We start from the raw sequence: 18,877 nt of genomic DNA, 5'->3' as shown, positions 1-18,877 counted from the left end.
GGTTCGTCCTTACGCTTGTTTCTTTACTTGTGTGTTTTGGCTTTTTAGTTGTTTGTTGAGTTTTCTAATTTTTAGTCGAGTCTTAAATTGAATACTTGCAAAAATTGCCCACGATACAGCGAAGCCAGCAACAAACACTCCCCCCAACAAAGTGGAAAGATGAAACTCACCTTTAGCCAGTAAGTAGTTGAACGTCACAATTTCTTGATTTTGCGAGCCTAATGCCAAAGCAATTAGGAAGAGAGCCATTACAGCAATGATTTTTATAATTTTCATCTGTCATCACCTTAGAGATATCAGCCGATACAATTATGCAGGAAAACTTTCCTGACGACCACGGATAATAACAGGTATCTAATCATAAAAAAGCGGCATACGCTATGTATGCCGCTTTTGTACCTATGTTCGTTCTATTTAAGCTAGATTAACACGCTCTCGTAGCTCTTTACCTGGCTTGAAGTGCGGTACGTGTTTACCCTCTAACTCCACTTTATCACCAGTCTTAGGGTTACGGCCTACACGTGGTTCACGGTAATGAAGCGAGAAACTACCGAAACCACGAATCTCGATACGATCACCGCTCTCCAACGTTGAAGCCATGTGTTCCAAAATATCTTTGACAGCATCTTCAATCTCTTTCGCTGAAAGATGTGTCTGTTCAGCGCAGAGCCTTTCAATCAGTTCAGACTTAGTCATAGTTTCCCTCTTCGAGTCATTTTTATCACTTATTATAGTAAGTAATATCAATTACACCAAATACTTGCTATCAATTGTAGTGAAAAATCCGACACTTGGATGTAATCCTTTGGAGGAAGTTTTCACTAGATACCTAGAAATAGATAACAGCATAATATCTTGTGTATTTAATACTACAACTAACAGTAAACATATAGCAGAAATTGAGACAAAAAAAAGGAGCCTTTCGGCTCCTTTTTAAGACGTCTATTATTCGCCTTTAGCTGCTTTGAAAGCGTCAGCCATTGCATTACCAAACGCAGCTTCGTCAGCTTTGTTGATAGTTGCCATTGCTTCTTGCTCTTCAGCTTCGTCTTTCGCTTTGATTGACAGGTTGATTACGCGGTTCTTACGGTCTACACCAGTAAATTTCGCTTCAACTTTGTCACCAACGCTTAGGATCAGTGTTGCGTCTTCAACGCGATCACGTGAAACTTCAGAAGCGCGGATGTAACCTTCTACACCATCTTCTAGTTCGATTGCTGCGCCTTTAGCGTCAACTGCAGTTACAGTACCGTTAACTAGAGTACCTTTCTTGTTGTCAGCAACGTAAGCATTGAATGGGTCGTTTTCCATTTGCTTGATGCCTAGAGAGATACGCTCACGCTCTGCGTCTACTGCTAGAACTACTGCAGAGATTTCGTCGCCTTTCTTGAATTCGCGAACCGCTTCTTCGCCAGCTACGTTCCAAGAAATGTCAGATAGGTGAACAAGACCGTCGATACCACCGTCTAGACCGATGAAGATACCGAAGTCAGTGATTGACTTGATCTTACCAGTTACTTTATCGCCTTTAGCTTGAGCTTCAGCGAATGACTGCCATGGGTTAGCTTTACACTGTTTCAGACCTAGAGAGATACGACGACGTTCTTCGTCGATTTCAAGAACCATAACCTCAACTTCGTCGCCAACATTAACAACTTTAGATGGGTGGATGTTCTTGTTAGTCCAATCCATTTCAGAAACGTGTACTAGACCTTCAACGCCTTCTTCGATTTCAACGAAACAGCCGTAGTCAGTTAGGTTAGTTACGCGACCAGATAGTTTGTGACCTTCTGGGTAACGCTTAGCGATTGCTACCCATGGATCTTCACCTAGCTGCTTAAGACCTAGTGAAACGCGAGTGCGGTCACGATCGAACTTAAGAACTTTAACTAGGATCTCGTCACCAACGTTAACGATTTCAGATGGGTGCTTAACGCGCTTCCACGCCATATCAGTGATGTGTAGAAGACCGTCAACGCCACCTAGATCTACGAACGCACCGTAGTCAGTTAGGTTCTTAACGATACCTTTAACTTCAGAACCTTCTTGTAGAGTTTCTAGAAGCTCGTCACGTTCTACTGTGCTTTCAGATTCGATAACTGCGCGGCGAGATACAACTACGTTGTTACGCTTCTGGTCAAGCTTGATTACTTTGAACTCTAGCTCTTTGTTTTCTAGGTGAGCAGTGTCACGGATAGGACGTACGTCTACTAGAGAACCTGGAAGGAAAGCACGGATACCGTTTAGTTCAACAGTGAAACCGCCTTTAACTTTACCGTTGATGATACCAACAACAGTTGCAGCTTCTTCGTAAGCTTTCTCAAGAACGATCCAAGCTTCGTGACGCTTCGCTTTCTCACGAGAAAGTTGAGTTTCACCGAAACCGTCTTCTACAGCGTCCAGAGCAACGTCTACTTCAGAACCAACTTCAACTTCAAGTTCGCCAGCAGCGTTCTTGAACTGTTCAGCAGGAATTGCAGACTCAGACTTAAGACCAGCGTCAACAAGAACGTAGCCGTTTTCGATAGCTACTACAGTACCTTTAACGATAGTACCTTGTTGGAATTCAGTCTCGTTTAGAAACTCTTCAAAGAGTTGAGCAAAAGATTCAGTCATTTATTTAATCTTCAAAAAATTAAACTTCCATGGGTATCCTACCGCATGGGGTTATTAAATTCGCCAATCATCATCCTTGCGACCGACGTTCTTACCTGCCTGAGTGAAATTACTCAGCCAGCTTAGATTCGATATATTGTAGTGCCTTTTCGACCACTTCGTCGATACTCATCGAGGTGGAGTCTAGCACAAGCGCATCCTCTGCAGGGCGTAATGGTGCCACTGGGCGGTTACGATCGCGATCGTCACGCTCTTGGATCTCGCTCAAAAGGTCGTCAAATCTAACATCTAAGCCTTTATCTTGCAACTGTTTAAGGCGACGATGTGCACGTTCTTCCGCGCTCGCATCAAGGAAAATTTTGGCTTTCGCAGTAGGAAAAACGACCGTGCCCATGTCTCTTCCGTCGGCAACCAAACCAGGAGCCGCTTCAAAGGCACGTTGACGACGTAGTAATGCTTCACGAACTCTTGGCAAAGCGGCTACTTTTGACGCTGCCATGCCCGTTTCTTCTTTGCGTAATTCTTTTGAAACATCTTCACCCTCAAGGATGACTTTGACTAAGTCACCTTCGGCAACGAACTGTACGTCAAGATGTGTCGCGAGTGGAACCAATGCATCTTCTGACTCAGTGTCCACACCGTGGTGAATGGCGGCAAGAGCTAATACACGGTAGATCGCACCGGAATCTAAAAGTTGAAAGCCGAGCTTCTTTGACAGCAGCATACAAAGAGTGCCTTTACCCGCGCCACTTGGTCCATCTACGGTTACTACCGGAGTCTGAGACGACATGTTGTTCTCCACTTATGTTTTCTTTTTTAGGCTAAGGCCCAGTTTCAGAGGCGCATATTATAATGCCATTCGGCGTTGGGGGCGAGGAGAAATCCCCCAGGTAATCGATTACACCAATAAAGTGTTGTCTCTCAATAAAAACGGCGAAAGAGCTCTCTTTCGCCGTTTACCATGAGTTGCTAACCAAATAAGAAATCAAACGATAGGTTTCTGCCCACGCTCGACAAGCTTTAGCAGCACGCGATCTGAAATTTTCGCTGCTGCACCCGCTAATTTATCTGTCAGTTTTTTCTTCTGAACGTAATGAATCGCCAACACGGTTTTCTCTTTACAAGCGGCTACGATCAGATCATCGGACGTGGACACATCATCAATTAAACCCAATGTTTTTGCTTGTGTACCAAACCAGTGTTCACCTGTTGCGACTTTTTCAAGCTCTAATGCCGGACGATGCTCACGAATAAAATCTTTAAACAGATCATGCGTTTCTTCTAACTCTTGCTTAAATTTGTCACGTGCTTTGTCGGTATTTTCGCCAAACATGGTTAGCGTGCGTTTGTACTCACCGGCTGTCATCTGTTCAAACTCAATATCGTGCTTCTTTAACAACTTATTGAAGTTTGGTATCTGCGCAATAACACCGATTGAGCCAACAATGGCAAATGGGGCAGAAACAATTTTATCCGCGACACAAGCCATCATGTAACCACCACTGGCCGCTACTTTATCTACTGCAATCGTTAGTGGTAATCCTGCTGCTTTAATGCGATCCAATTGTGATGAGGCAAGCCCATAACCGTGAACCATGCCACCACCCGACTCTAACCGTAGCAACACTTCATCACCTTCTCCTGCCACAGCAAGAATGGCGGTAATTTCTTCACGCAACGAGGTGACTTCTTTTGCATCAATGCTGCCATGGAAATCCAACACAAATAGGTGAGGCTCACGTTTATGCTCCAGCGTCCCTTCTTTCGCGGCTTTCTTCACCTCTTTTTCACGCTGTTTGTCTTTCTCTTTTTCTTCTTTTTTAACCGCTTTATCACGTGCTTTTAAGTAGGCGTCATCATGTAGGTAATGCTCTAAATGTTCGATAGTCTGTTTATGTTGCTCAGAAAGATTGGTTATCTCCAGCTCCCCTTTCGTGGCAGACGATTTGCTACTCAAAGATTTCGCAAGCACCAATAACACGACAATCGCCACAATAAAGGTCACCACCTTGGCTAAAAACAAGCCGTAATCCAATAAAAATTCCAATGTAATATCCCCTAAAGTGTGAATTGGTGTATTGTAGCCATCTTGTCACAATTACCAAGACTTTCCGTTGCATATCTGTTTGATTTTGCAACGCAGGATAGAACAAATAGAAATATAAGGATTGAGCACAGTGGACTATTCAATCTCTGCAGATGCCCTGAACGATAAAGTTATTCTTGTGACTGGTGCTGGTGCTGGCATCGGTCGTCAAGCTGCATTGAGCTACGCAAAACATGGCGCAACCGTTATTTTGCTTGGCCGTAACGTGAAGAACCTCGAATCGGTTTACGATGAAATTGAAGCGGCAGGTTACCCTCAAGCGGCGATCATCCCGCTCGACCTTAAGGGTGCCACAAAGCAAAACTATATTGACATGGCAGAAACGATTGAAGGTCAGTTTGGCCGTTTGGATGGTCTGCTTCATAACGCTGGCGTTTTGAGTACACTTTGCCCATTTGAGCAAATCAACGAAGAAGATTTTGACGACATCATGCAGATTAATGTCAAAGCGGAAGTGCTGATGACTCAAGCTCTGTTGCCCGTGTTACGTAAAGCTGAGGCTGGCCGAATCATTTTTACCTCTTCAACCGTTGGTCACTCTGGTCGAGCTTTCTGGGGTCCGTATGCGATTTCTAAGTTCGCTGTTGAAGGTATGATGCAAGTGCTTGCCGATGAACTGAGCGATACGCCGATGCGTGTCAACGCAATTAATCCCGGAGCCACACGCACACGTATGCGTGAAAAAGCCTATCCTGGTGAAGATGCCAACACGTTGAAAACGCCGCAAGATCTCATGCCGCTGTATCTACACTTAATGGATCCTGCGATGACAGAAATCAACGGACAATGTATCGACGCACAACCTAAGCGCTAGAGATATACCTAGTGGCATAGAAGGCAGCAGTTGCTGCCTTTTTTATTTTCTCTCGACAAAGATCTTGCACCTTTCCACTAGTGAAATATACTGTACGTACATACAGGTATTTTATTATGCAGAACATCATTCAAGATCTTAAGCGTCAGCAACTCATCTGGCATGCAAGCTCGGCACACTACCGAGAAGAGCAGCATTGCTACAGTTCAGGATTAACCGATTTAGACACGTTATTAGAAGGCGGATTCCCTCGTCATGGTGTGGTGGAAATAGAATCCCTTTTAGGCATTGGTGAATTACGTTTACTCAGCCCTTTTCTAGCATCACAACAACACACCGTAGCTCTTATCCAGCCACCTGCGATGATCAATGCGGCATTTTGGCGCAATGTAGGGCTTTCTCTCGCCGATAGCTTAATTTTGTCACCTTCAACAAAAAAAGAAGCCCTTTGGTCAGCCGAGCAATGCTTAAAAAGCGGTGTTTGCCAAACCGCACTGCTTTGGCAAGATGTGATTGAAATTCATCAAGTTAAACGCCTGCAAGTCGCTTGTGAACGAGGGGGCAGCTTGCTGTTTATGTTTAGAGAAAGCTCGCATGCTCGACTTTCTCTACCCATTTCACTTTCATTGCAACTCACCCCCTCCGAACAAGGCATTTGTGTCAAAGTTCGAAAGCGTAAAGGTGGATGGCAGCGAGGCACCGTAGAAATTAACTATCAGCGGCTTTTTCCGCAATTAACCTTAAGCAAAGCTACCGCAGAACATCGAGTTATTCCCTTCCCAGTGGCATTACAAGGCTAAGATCATGACGTTATGGCTCTATTTGCATTTTCCTTCGATTCAACTTGATTCGTTCATGGATGACGAGCAACCCATTGTTGTGCTTGATCCTCTGTCACATCAAGTAACCCAAGCGAATAGTCTGGCTTATGCTGCTGGGATAAAATTGCATATGGGCCTCGCCAATGCAGCGGCACTTTGCGCCGATTTGCACGTCGTGGCCCATGATTCGACATTAGAACAAAACAAATTAAAAGAAATTGCTCAATGGCTCTACTTGATCACCGCCGATATTGTGTTAGATCCGCCAAGTGGACTACTGATAAGAGCCAGTCAAATGCTGCTGTTATACGATGGGCTTGACCATTATTGGCATGCTTTGGCCAAGCAACTCAATGTGAGACACCTGCGATACTATGCTGCGTGTGGTTATTCGCCGTTAGCGGCTAAAATGCTTGCTAAAGCAGGACTCACATTGATTACTGAAGACAAAAGCCGTATCTCAACCCTATTACAACAGCGTGCGTTAACTTGCAGTGAAATCAAACCGGCCACCATTGAAAAACTTCAGCGCTTGGGCATTCATACCCTAGGAGAGTTGCTCGTTCTACCTTTGCCAGAAGTGGCTCGCCGATTTGATATCGATCTGGTCAACTATATGGGAAAAATCACAGGGCAGTTTAAACATCCAGTGGATTTTTATCACCCTCCTTCGCTGTTCAAACAAGAGTTCGAACTGTTGTATGAATTGGAGAATGTTCAATGGCTCGAAAAACCCCTGAGTAAGCTCTTTCAGCACTTAGAACACTATCTCACTATGCGCGATCGTGTCGCGTTTGAACTTGCTCTTACGTTGTATCAACGTGATGATCGACAGGACACCATTGCCATCCATTCTGCACAAGGCGAGTATCGCTGGCAAAAGTGGCAAACCTTATCGGCTCTCACCTTGGAGTCCCTTGTGTTGCAATCGGCCGTGACTCGCCTTGGCCTTGCTGTTATTCGAGATGGTGAGCAGCAAAGTCAGCCCGATGATCTTTTTTCTCACCAAAGTGGCAAGCTAACTAGGCTTGAGCTTTGCTCCGTACTCCAAGCGAAACTCGGTAAGCAAGCCGTTTCAACGCTGGCTCTTAACCATGATCCCAGACCAGAAAAGGCCACAAGCTATCAACCTGCCTTAAATGGGCAAATGACCACAGAGATCGACTACGATCGCTTACGACCAAGCCTATTATTACCCTCACCTGAGCCTTTGCAGCAGGATGTTTCGCTGATTCATGGCCCAGAGCGTATTGTCAGTGGTTGGTGGGATGGAGAAAGTGTTATGCGCGATTACTTTATTGCCAGAACTCAACAAGGCCAATGGCTCTGGGTATTTCGAGATCAAAGCAAACATTGGTTTTTACACGGTCTATTTAGTTGAGTTGTGATGTATTACGCTGAATTATTTTGCCAAAGCAATTTTTCTTTTCTAACTGGAGCCTCACACCCAGAAGAGTTGGTGCTGCAAGCCCACTTTCTGGGCTACCATGCCATTGCCATTACCGACGAGTGCTCTTTAGCTGGGATCGTTCGGGCACACAGTGCCATCAAACAACACAAACTCAATATTAAGCAAGTTGTCGGCAGCCTTTTCCATCTCAACGACGAATGTCGCTTTGTGTTACTCTGCCCCAATCGCCAAGCTTATGCCGAACTGTGCCGCGTCATCACCAACGCGCGTCGGCGTTGTGAAAAGGGCCAATACCAACTGTCCGAATGGGACATCCTTTCACTAAAGCATTGCTTTGTGCTGTGGCTACCTCTGGGCAAAGCGTGTGATTATCAGTGGGGGAAATGGCTACAGCGCTACCACGCATCGCGGCTTTGGTTAGGGCTACAGCGTCACTTACGCCATGACGATGCCATTTATCAACATCATTGCCAGCAACTAGCCACACAGCTTGATCTCCCTATCACCGCTTGTGGCGGAGTTTTGATGCACCGACCTGAACGTTTACCTTTACAACACACTGTAACGGCGATTCGCCACGGTTGTACTGTTGAACAACTAGGGCCACATCGGCTGGTCAATGCTGAACAGTCACTGCGCTCCGAGAGTAAGCTACGCAAACTTTTCAAAGCCCAATGGCTTGCAGAGAGTCTCACCATTGCTCAGCAATGCACATTTGAGTTGGCCTCATTGCAATACGAATACCCCAGTGAACTGATCCCAAATGGCTTCACGCCAGATTCCTATTTGCAGCACCTCGTTGAACAAGGGAAAAAGCAGCGGTTTCCTGAAGGCGTTCCTGAAGCGATTGAGCAGACTATCCAAAAAGAGCTGCGCTTGATTAAGGAGCAAGGCTACCCTTTCTTCTTTCTTACCATTCACGACATTGTGATGTTTGCCAAAAGCCGAGGCATTCTTTATCAAGGTCGGGGATCGGCCGCCAACTCGGTCGTTTGCTACTGCTTGCAAATCACCTCTGTCGATCCACGGCAAATTGCGGTTCTCTTTGAGCGTTTTATAAGCAAAGAACGCGATGAACCACCCGATATTGACGTGGATTTTGAGCACGAACGACGTGAAGAAGTCATTCAATATATTTATCAGAAATACGGTCGTCAACGAGCCGCTCTTGCTGCAACCGTAATCTCTTACCGTTTTAAAAGTGCGGTACGACAAGTCGGTAAAGCGTTAGGGCTGGAGGAAACACAACTCGATTTTTTCCTCAAAAACATTAACCGTCGAGATAGAGAGTTAGACTGGCAAGCGCAAATCGTCGAACTAGGGCTGGAAGCCGATTCACTCAAAGGCCAACAGTTTATCGAATTGGTCAATGAAATTATCGGATTCCCACGTCACTTGTCACAACACGTTGGGGGCTTTGTCATTTCCTCTGGCCCGTTATACGAACTGGTGCCGGTAGAAAATGCGGCCATGGCGGAACGTACGATCATTCAGTGGGATAAGGATGATTTGGAAAGCTTAAAATTGCTGAAAGTCGATGTCCTTTCATTAGGAATGCTCACCGCCATTCGCAAATGTTTTACCTCCATTTGGCAACATCACAAGCGTTCTCTTGCTATCGCAGACATCACGCGTCAACAAGATGACGAGCAGGTTTATCGCATGATCCAAAAAGCCGATACCATTGGCGTCTTCCAGATCGAATCTCGCGCACAAATGAGCATGCTGCCACGATTAAAACCCGCTTGTTATTACGATTTGGTGATACAAATCGCCATCGTTCGCCCAGGGCCGATTCAAGGTGACATGGTGCATCCATTTTTAAAGCGTCGAGATGGTGAAGAGGCGATCTCTTACCCCTCAGAAGAGGTGAGAGAAGTTCTAGCAAGAACGCTCGGAGTGCCGATTTTCCAAGAGCAAGTGATCAAACTGGCGATGGTTGCGGCAGGGTTTAGTGGCGGAGAAGCGGATCAACTGCGACGCGCAATGGCGGCATGGAAAAAAAACGGGCACGTCTTCAAGTTCAAAACAAAGTTAATCAATGGCATGTTGGAAAGAGGCTATGAGTTAGACTTTGCAGAGCGCATCTTTGAACAAATTTGTGGCTTTGGCGAGTATGGTTTTCCAGAAAGCCACTCTGCTTCTTTCGCAGTTTTAGCCTATTGTTCTGCTTGGCTGAAACATTATTACCCCGCCGAGTTTTATACCGCACTACTCAATAGTCAACCGATGGGGTTCTACAGTCCCTCACAACTCGTGCAAGACGCCAAGCGACACGGTATCCACATTCTACCGATTTGCGTTAATCAATCGCAGGCAGAACACCAGTTGACTCCCCTTCCCTCAGGGCAACTCGCCATTCGCTTGGGGTTAAATCTCATCAAAGGTTTAAGCCAAGAAGGTATACAACGTTTGCTGCAGCACCGCCCCTCAAATGGTTTTCATAGCATCAGCGAAGTCAAACAGATCGTGAATCAAGCCAAAGATATTCAGCACCTTGCTTCTGCTAATGCATTCCACCAAATGGCTAACAACCGTTATCATGCTCGCTGGCAAGTCATGGACAATCTTGATGCGTTACCCCTGTTCCACCAGCAAACTTCTTCATCTTCTGCACCTTTAGCTGCGCCCAATCCTTATCAAGATCTCTTAGAGGACTTTTCTTCTACGGGCCTCTCTTTGGGGCTGCATCCTATTACGATGCTCGAACAAGCGGGTGTCTTAACGCGCTTTAGCCGAGCCAATCAACTGCCGACCTTGCCACATCGTTCTTTAGTCACTGTGGTGGGTTTAGTGACGGGAAAACAGTCACCGGGTACCGCGGCTGGGGTTACATTTTTTACTCTTGAAGATGATACAGGCAACACCAATGTGGTCGTTTGGCAGGCAACCGCAAGAGCACAAAAACAAGCCTACCTCACCGCAAAATTGTTAATGGTCAAAGGCATTTTGGAGCGTGAAGGAGAAGTAACGCATGTCATTGCCGGTCGGCTTATTGACCTGACAGAACATTTAGCAGAGCTCAAAACAAAATCACGTGATTTTCATTAAAGCAGACCGCTCAAAATAGAATCACAAAAAAAGAAAAAGGAGTGATAACTCACTCCTTTCATTCTAAAACTCTCTCAAGACTAAATAATCTCTCTTAGTCTGTCCTGCGTCACTTGAACCAGTAAATCGGGTTGGAATTTTGAAATGAAACGGTCACAACCCACTTTTTGCACCATGGCTTCATTAAAACTGCCGCTGAGCGACGTATTGAGTGTAATAAAGAGTTTAGACATGCGTGGATCATTTCTTATTTCATGCGTCAACTTATAGCCATCCATTTCTGGCATTTCCGCATCTGTAATCATCAACAAGAGCTCTTTATTGAGATCCTTACCTTCATCACACCAAGATTTAAGAAGATTCAACGCTTCCAAACCATCACGACATTCAATGATATGCAAGCCCAATTGCGATAATGTATCGCGGATTTGGTTGCGAGCAGTTGAAGAATCATCCACCACCAACACTTTGCGCCCCACCATCTCATCCGAGAGTTTCGTGTCTAAAATACCGTCAGAAATCGTCACATCATAGTTGATGATTTCAGCCAGTACTTTTTCTACATCGATGATCTCAACGATCTTCGTTTCTTTGCCCTCTTTCACGTGGGTAATCGCGGTTAAATAATTACTGCGACCTGAGGTTTTCGGTGGCGGCTGAATTTCCGTCCAAGCAGTATTGATAATATTACGCACTTGGCCAACCAAAAAGCCCTGAATCGTGCGGTTATACTCGGTGATAATCAGGTTCTCTTCTTGGTTTTCTAGACGAGAAGCTGGAAAGCCTATCGAACGACGTAAATCAATCACCGGCACTGGCTCACCACGTAAGGAAGCCACGCCTCGGATGTTTGCATGTGCGCCTGGTAACTTTGTCAGAGGCGGCACTTTGAGTACCTCTCTCACTTTGAACACATTGATCGCAAATAACTGACGGCTATTTAAACTAAACAGCAAAAGTTCCAGACGGTTTTCACCAACCAAATTGGTTCGCTGGTCTACAGTATTTAAAACTCCAGACATACAACATCCTAATGGGTTAAAGCTCTATTAAAAATAGCCTAAAAAACATAACTGGGGGCAAAACTACATGAATGAAAAACAGAGATCAATTGATGGACATGAATTGAGATAGACAGGTCACTGATTTCAATGCGCTAAAATCAAAAAACCTGGCACATCGCCAGGTTTTCATTCTGTTGTGATTAACCTTCCACCACTTTCATCAACAGTAAGCCGTCATAGAGGGCTTGCTTAATCAGCGCCGCACCTGGCATGGTGGCCTGTTTATAGAAGCGAGACTCCACGACTTCCAAATCTTGATGGTAAACCGGTAAGCTCTGCTCTTGGATGCACTGACGAATAGCTGGGTATAATACCTCTTTCGCTTGGTTAATCACGCCACCGATCAACACCTTCTCAGGGTTAAACAGGTTGATCACAATCGCAATGGCAGAACCGAGATAACGACCGAGTTTTTCAATCACATCCACCGCTAAAGGATCGCCATTCGCCGCGGCTTCACAAATGCTTTCGATGGTCACGTCTTCAAGTTCTGCGAGAATTGACGCTTCGCCAGCTTCGATGCGCTCCATCACCTCTTCACGGATCGCCTTTGAGCTCGCCACCGTTTCTAAACAACCGAGGTTTCCGCAATGGCATCGCTTACCTTGAGGATCGATTTGAATGTGCCCCAACTCGCCGATGTTGCCATGGCGACCTTGTAGCACTCGCCCATCAAGAATAATGCCAGCCCCCAAACCGTGGTGGATAGAAATCAGCACCGAGTTTTCATTTTCTTGAGAGTGACCAAACAACTTTTCCGCCAGCGCCCACGCGCGCGTATCGTTGGCAACGAAAACAGGCAAACCAGTCGCTTTGTAAATCTCAGGGCCGAGCGCCAAATTCTCCACATTATAGTGCGGCATTTGCAATACAATGCCCTGCTCCGAATTCACCAACCCAGGTAAAGTGATGGCGATACTGGTAACACGGTCGAGCTGATCTGAATAAGTTTGAAAAAATTCTTCAATTTCGTGGAGCAGGCGAGCCAAAACATCGTCTTGATCTCGTTCATGGATATCGATCTTGGTGTCAATCAAAACCTCACCACCCAGTTCGTGGAGTGCGATGGTGAGATAACCGCGACCAAGACGCATCGAAAGAAATTGCCAACCGGCATTATTCACCTGCAAGCCAACCGCAGGTCTGCCCCGACTGATCGCTTCTTGGACCGTAGTCTCATGAATCAAATGTGCCTCAATGAGCTCACGAGTAATTTTGGTAATACTCGCCGGTGCCAATTCACTTTCTTTGGACAAATCGATTCGAGAGATAGGACCTTTAAGGTCAATAAGTTTATATACACGACCAGCATTGACCTGTTTGATATGATCAATATGGCCCGGTTGAGCCATGTACATCTTGCACTCCAACATTTTATAACCAGATAATTTTTTTACTTTGCGAAGTAATTGTGAAGTGAATTGATAAATCCCCGTGACCCGAATCACGTATAAACATGAATGTTTGTGTATCGAATCAAATATCCGTCATTTAATCCGTTATGAATCCCGCCCGCAGAAACTTAATTTTTTAGAAAAAATTTCTATTTTTTGTGGAAAGTCAACAGCAAAGCAACCACGCTTTTCTGTATAACAATTCATAACCCGTTTATTGCAGGAGAAGCGATGAGTCACTCACTCAGAAGAACAAAAATTGTCACTACTTTAGGCCCTTCGACTGACAAAGATAATGTGTTGGAAGAGATCATTCGTGTGGGCGCCAATGTAGTAAGAATGAATTTCTCTCATGGCACCCCGGAAGACCATAAGAAACGAGCAGAAAAAGTACGCGCAATTGCCGCCAAGCTGGGACGCCAAGTGGCACTCCTTGGTGATTTACAAGGTCCCAAAATTCGTGTTTCGACTTTCAAAGAAGGTAAGATCTTTCTCTCTGTTGGAGACCTCTTTACCCTTGATAGCGACTTACCTAAAGGAGAAGGTAATCAACACTCCGTTGGTTTGGATTACAAGGCCTTACCGCAAGACGTAGGCCCGGAAGATATTTTGTTGCTGGACGACGGCCGCGTGCAATTGCAAGTCCTGACTGTTGATGGCAATAAAGTCAACACCCGCGTGATTGTGGGTGGCCCTTTATCTAACAATAAAGGGATCAATAAAAAAGGCGGTGGCCTTTCTGCCGATGCACTGACTGAAAAAGACAAGAACGACATTTTGCTTGCGGCAGAAATCAAAGTTGACTACCTCGCCATCTCCTTCCCGCGCAATGGCGCGGACATGGATTATGCGCGCAGACTGGCACGAGACGCAGGACTCGAAGCCAAGCTGGTGGCTAAAGTCGAACGCGCCGAAACCGTGCGCAATGACGAGAACATCGACGACATCATTATGGCGTCTGATGTCATCATGGTGGCGCGTGGTGATCTCGGGGTGGAAATTGGCGATCCTGAGTTAATTGGTGTGCAGAAAAAACTCATCAAGCGGGCAAAAGAGCTCAATCGCGTGGTGATCACGGCCACGCAAATGATGGAGTCGATGATTGAAAACCCAATGCCGACTCGAGCGGAAGTCATGGACGTTGCCAACGCAGTACTGGATGGCACTGACGCTGTGATGCTTTCTGGAGAAACGGCGGCTGGGAAATACCCGGTTGAGACGGTTCGTTCGATGGCGGAAGTGTGTATGGGGGCGGAAAAAATGTGGGAGCCTGGCAGCCAGAACTACCGCATTGACAAATCCTTTGTCACGGCAGAAGAAACCATTGCGATGTCGACCATTTACGCCGCCAACCATATGCAAGGCGTCAAGGCCATGGTCACGCTGACTGAATCGGGCCGAACAGCGTTAATGACGTCAAGACTCAACTCAACACTGCCGATTTTTGCGCTCTCGCCCAATGAACGCACTCTGAACCGTTGTGCTCTCTATCGAGGTGTCACCCCTGTTCATTTTGATACTAAAGTGGAAACCGGCTTTGATGTGGCAGTGGCAGCACTGAGCACATTAAGAAAGAAAAACCTGCTCGATTTTGGTGATCTCGTCATCATTACTCAAGGCGACATCATGGATGTGGAGGGCTCGACCAACTGCATGCGGATCCTACCCGTGTTCGAATAACGACTTTTTAGGTGGACCTTAGAAACGCATAAGGTGATCGGTCGTATCAGAGCGCGTTAGAAGCAGTCAATGGAGGCTGCTTTTAACGCTCTCTGCGTCAATACCCATGCAAAACCTCGACCTTGATCACTAGCGAGAGCCCCGTCAGCTCTAAAAACCTCAACACACTATACCCAAACTACTTGGAGTTGCAGGTAGGCGGCAAGTGAGGTCATCCCCATGAACATAGACAGACTATGTGATTGGGGTGAACGACCGTAGCCAACACCGCTGCAGCTTCAAGTAGGAGGGATATATCGTAACCAAAAAATTCATATACCAAGACGTTAATCCCACAATAGTTTCCCAAAACACCTCAATATTTGCTCATTTACCATACTAACTATATTCCAGTAGTTTTATATCCACTCCGAAAGCAAATATACAAAAGTCACAAATCATTAAACAACAAATAAAACACCCTCAAAATTGTGGATATTATCTCTCACCAAAAATACCCACAAAAATAAAATGACAAAAGTATTAAAATTAAACAACAAATATCCACAGATTAATAATGGATATATTAATAACCACTTTATCAAAGTGGACAATACAATTTAAATAATAGCCATCCATAATAATTTAAACAAACAAAACAAACACTTATATCGACAAATGTCTAGAAATAAAATTCAATGTAAAATTTAGAAACAAAGAAAAAATAATTAAATGTCATTTTCCCAGATAAATACTTGCGTATTTAATCCATAGCATTTTAAATTCACATCCAAAACAACGAGGAAATAATTTTATTATTTCATTACAAAACACAATGTTACAAAAACAAATAATGCGTAACAATTGGGTTGATAAATTGTTAATTTGCAAAATTTTAACAACAATTCCTACGTAATATCCGTTCAAAAAACATTCAACTTACTTTTTAACTTTGTCTTTGGATTTATGTAAGAGTCTACGGTTTCTTGGGAGGAACAATGAAAATAGGATGTAACGTCAAGGTTACATTGATAGTGCTTACCGTCGCGGTCCTGAGCATGATTGGTTTAGTGTTTAGCACCAATATGGTGTTATTCGATCCTAAAGGGCCAATTGGAGAAGCACAAAAGGATTTGATCATCATTTCCGTACTGCTGATGGCCATTATCATCGTGCCAGTTCTTTTTATGTCGGTCTACTTTCCCTATAAGTACCGAAAATCGAACACCAACGCAGAGTATAAGCCAAATTGGGAACACTCAACGAAGATTGAAATCATCGTTTGGGCCGTTCCTTGCCTCATCATCTTGGCACTCGGTTATGTCACTTATCTCACCTCATTCTCCCTAGACCCTAGGCAAGAACTGAAATCCGATAAGGAACCGCTGACCGTTCAAGTGGTGGCAATGAACTGGAAATGGTTGTTCATCTATCCCGAACAACAAGTCGCCACAGTCAATGAGCTGGCCTTTCCGGTTGACCGACCCATCGAGTTCCTTGTGACCTCAGATACCACCATGAACTCTTTCTTCATTCCTCAATTGGGTAGCCAAATCTACGCGATGGCTGGCATGGAGAACCGTTTGAATCTGCTTGCATCTGAAGAAGGTGTTTACCGTGGTTTGTCGGCAAACTACAGCGGTTTCGGCTTCTCAAACATGCACTTCAAAGCGCACGTGGTTGACGATGCAGAGTTCGAGCAATGGATCGAGCAAGTAAGAAGTTCCGAGCAAGTTCTGAACGATGCGAGCTACCAAATCTTGGTAGAGAACGAGAAAGATCAAATCCGCGCACCGCATCCAGTGACCTACTACTCGACGGTCGATCCGTTGCAATTCAAAGACATTATTGAGAAACATTCAGGAGTCCAAAATGGCTTATAAAGGCGATGTGCATGCCGAGCCGGATCCAATTTTCGGTAAATTAAATTGGGATGTGATTCCCTACTACGATCCGGTCATTTTGCCGGTGATGATCGCCGCAACACTCGGTGGTCTGGCTCTGATGGGTTTTATTACCTACAAGAAGAAATGGGCCTACCTGTGGAACGAGTGGTTTACTTCGGTTGACCACAAGAAGATCGGTATCATGTACATCATCGTCGCTCTGGTGATGATGTTCCGTGGCTTCTCCGATGCCGTGCTGATGCGATCCCAGCAAGCGTTGGATACGCTGGGGGCTGGCTATTTGCCGCCGGAGCACTACGACCAGATCTTTACCGCCCACGGCGTGATTATGATCTTCTTTGTCGCGATGCCATTTGTGGTCGGTTTGATGAACGTGATTGTGCCACTGCAAATCGGCGCGCGTGACGTTGCTTTCCCGTTCCTCAACTCGTTGAGTTTTTGGCTGTTTGTGGTTGGCGCGCTGCTGATCAACATCTCGCTGTTTGTCGGTGAATTCGCGGCAACGGGGTGGCTCGCCTATCCGCCATTATCTGGGATGCAATATAGCCCTTGGGTCGGGGTTGACTACTGGCTCTGGGCACTGCAGATCTCCGGTATCGGTACGCTACTGACGGGTGTCAACTTCGTCGTCACCATTCTGCGTATGCGAGCGCCGGGGATGACGCTGATGCAAATGCCTGCATTCACTTGGACAGCGTTGTGTTCAAACGCGCTGATTGTGGTTGCTTTCCCTATTTTGACCGTCACCCTGACGCTGCTCACGCTGGATCGTTATATCGGCACTCATTTCTTCACGAGCGACATGGGCGGCAACGTCATGATGTACGTGAACTTGATTTGGGCTTGGGGCCACCCAGAAGTCTACATCTTGATACTTCCTGCCTTTGGCATCTTCTCAGAGGTCGTTGCAACCTTCTCGCGTAAGCGTCTGTTTGGTTACACATCGTTCGTTTGGGCAACAGCGACCATCATGGTGCTTTCGTTCATCGTATGGCTACACCACTTCTTTACCATGGGGGCCGGGGCCAGTGTGAATGCTTTCTTTGGCATCGCCACCATGATCATCTCGATACCCACTGGGGTGAAGATATTTAACTGGCTCTTTACCATGTACCGCGGCCGTGTTGAGTTCACCGCCAGCATGTGGTGGACCTGTGCTTTCCTGATCACCTTTACCATCGGTGGTATGACGGGCGTTATGTTGGCGGTACCCGCGGCAAACTTTGTGTTGCACAACAGTTTGTTCGTTATCGCGCACTTCCACAATGTGATCATCGGTGGTGCCTTGTTCGGCTATTTCGCAGGCTTCACGTATTGGTTCCCGAAAGCCACTGGCTTCAAGCTGAACGAGAAGTGGGGCAAGATCTCTTGCGTTCTTTGGACCGTGGGTTTCTTCGTTGCCTTCATGCCCGTTTACGTACTTGGCTTCAACGGTATGACACGTCGTCTCGCCACCGTTGATAACCCTGAATGGGCTCCTTTGCTTTGGATTGCCGCTGTGGGTGTCGGGATTATCGCCTTGGGTGTGGCGGCGCAAGCTTGGCAGATCTTCGTGAGTATCCGTGACCGCAAAGAGAACATGGACACCACAGGTGACCCATGGAATGGCCGTACGCTGGAGTGGGCAACCTCTTCACCACCAGCGTTCTATAACTTCGCGACACTGCCGACTATCCATGACCGCGACGAGCATCAATACCGCAAAGAGCACGGTTTGGCTTACCAAAAGCCAGAGCGTTACAAGAAGATCCACATGCCGAAGAACACTTGGGCTGGTGTGGTCATCAGTGCCTTTTCGCTGGTGTTTGGTTTTGCTTTTGTCTGGCACATCTGGTGGATGGTTGGCCTTGGCTTTGTTGGAATGATTGGCGCGTGGATAGCTTATAGTTTCGAGCGCAACAAAGACTACTACGTACAAATCGATGAAATCGAAGCGATTGAAGGGCCGTACCTCGCGCGCGTTCAACACGATCACCCGCATTTCAACGCTCACACCGAGCCGAAAAGCTCTGCACAAACGGTAGAGGCTTGAG

The 18,877-nt window shown here is 46.0% G+C and carries 14 protein-coding genes; 7 read left to right on the top strand and 7 right to left on the bottom strand.

The annotated features are described in order from the left end of the window. Positions 1 to 9: 9 nt before the first annotated feature. The 5 genes from LZU85_RS05385 to sohB form a co-directional block, all read right to left on the bottom strand. On the bottom strand, positions 10 to 276 hold the full coding sequence (locus LZU85_RS05385; RefSeq protein WP_176297750.1) for a LapA family protein: 267 nt from the start codon (positions 274 to 276) through the stop codon (positions 10 to 12). A 138-nt stretch (positions 277 to 414) separates the two neighbouring features. After that, on the bottom strand, positions 415 to 696 hold the full coding sequence (ihfB, locus tag LZU85_RS05380) for an integration host factor subunit beta (protein ID WP_176297751.1): 282 nt from the start codon (positions 694 to 696) through the stop codon (positions 415 to 417). A 249-nt stretch (positions 697 to 945) separates the two neighbouring features. After that, entirely contained in the window at positions 946 to 2,616 is a 1,671-nt protein-coding gene (gene rpsA / locus LZU85_RS05375) for a 30S ribosomal protein S1 (RefSeq protein ID WP_176297752.1), read from the bottom strand. A gap of 109 nt (positions 2,617 to 2,725) precedes the next feature. Then, entirely contained in the window at positions 2,726 to 3,406 is a 681-nt protein-coding gene (cmk, locus tag LZU85_RS05370) for a (d)CMP kinase (protein WP_176297753.1), read from the bottom strand. Between the two features lie 195 nt (positions 3,407 to 3,601). Then, entirely contained in the window at positions 3,602 to 4,663 is a 1,062-nt protein-coding gene (gene sohB / locus LZU85_RS05365) for a protease SohB (RefSeq protein WP_176297754.1), read from the bottom strand. 130 nt (positions 4,664 to 4,793) lie between these two features. On the opposite strand from sohB, the gene LZU85_RS05360 reads away from it, so the two are divergent. The 4 genes from LZU85_RS05360 (at position 4,794) to LZU85_RS05345 (ending at position 10,820) form a co-directional block, all read left to right on the top strand. Then, positions 4,794 to 5,537 (top strand): YciK family oxidoreductase, encoded by a 744-nt coding sequence (locus LZU85_RS05360; protein WP_176297755.1) that lies wholly within the window; start codon positions 4,794 to 4,796, stop codon positions 5,535 to 5,537. Between the two features lie 116 nt (positions 5,538 to 5,653). Continuing rightward, on the top strand, positions 5,654 to 6,337 hold the full coding sequence (gene imuA / locus LZU85_RS05355; protein ID WP_237286584.1) for a translesion DNA synthesis-associated protein ImuA: 684 nt from the start codon (positions 5,654 to 5,656) through the stop codon (positions 6,335 to 6,337). Positions 6,338 to 6,341: 4 nt separating this feature from the next. Continuing rightward, a complete protein-coding gene (locus LZU85_RS05350; RefSeq protein WP_237286583.1) occupies positions 6,342 to 7,739 on the top strand; it encodes a Y-family DNA polymerase in 1,398 nt (465 codons plus the stop codon). Between the two features lie 6 nt (positions 7,740 to 7,745). Beyond that, complete coding sequence (locus LZU85_RS05345) at positions 7,746 to 10,820, top strand: error-prone DNA polymerase (protein ID WP_237286582.1); 3,075 nt, start codon at positions 7,746 to 7,748, stop codon at positions 10,818 to 10,820. Positions 10,821 to 10,900: 80 nt separating this feature from the next. Here LZU85_RS05345 and LZU85_RS05340 read toward each other — a convergent pair whose 3' ends face one another. Together LZU85_RS05340 and mlc are read right to left on the bottom strand one after the other, a co-directional pair. Beyond that, positions 10,901 to 11,842, bottom strand: a complete 942-nt coding sequence (locus tag LZU85_RS05340; protein ID WP_176297759.1) for a chemotaxis protein CheV — start codon at positions 11,840 to 11,842, stop codon at positions 10,901 to 10,903. Positions 11,843 to 12,024: 182 nt separating this feature from the next. Beyond that, positions 12,025 to 13,242, bottom strand: a complete 1,218-nt coding sequence (gene mlc / locus LZU85_RS05335; RefSeq protein WP_176297760.1) for a sugar metabolism global transcriptional regulator Mlc — start codon at positions 13,240 to 13,242, stop codon at positions 12,025 to 12,027. A 267-nt stretch (positions 13,243 to 13,509) separates the two neighbouring features. Between mlc and pyk the strand changes: the two genes are divergently transcribed. The 3 genes from pyk to cyoB all read left to right on the top strand — a co-directional run bounded on the left by pyk (position 13,510) and on the right by cyoB (position 18,876). Then, positions 13,510 to 14,958: a pyruvate kinase gene (pyk, locus tag LZU85_RS05330; RefSeq protein ID WP_237286581.1), complete on the top strand. Its 1,449-nt coding sequence runs from the start codon at positions 13,510 to 13,512 to the stop codon at positions 14,956 to 14,958. A gap of 977 nt (positions 14,959 to 15,935) precedes the next feature. Then, positions 15,936 to 16,820 carry a ubiquinol oxidase subunit II gene (gene cyoA, locus LZU85_RS05325; RefSeq protein WP_237286580.1) on the top strand — a complete coding sequence of 295 codons (885 nt, stop codon included), beginning with the start codon at positions 15,936 to 15,938 and terminating at the stop codon, positions 16,818 to 16,820. A 28-nt stretch (positions 16,821 to 16,848) separates the two neighbouring features. After that, the gene (gene cyoB, locus LZU85_RS05320; protein WP_237286715.1) at positions 16,849 to 18,876 is read left to right on the top strand and encodes a cytochrome o ubiquinol oxidase subunit I; all 2,028 of its coding nucleotides are present in this window, start codon (positions 16,849 to 16,851) and stop codon (positions 18,874 to 18,876) included. Position 18,877: the final 1 nt, after the last annotated feature.

It is taken from the genome of Vibrio floridensis, assembly GCF_021852965.1.
In the GTDB taxonomy this organism is placed as follows: Bacteria; Pseudomonadota; Gammaproteobacteria; order Enterobacterales; family Vibrionaceae; genus Vibrio; species Vibrio floridensis.
This window is presented reverse-complemented; position numbering and strand designations above follow the sequence as displayed.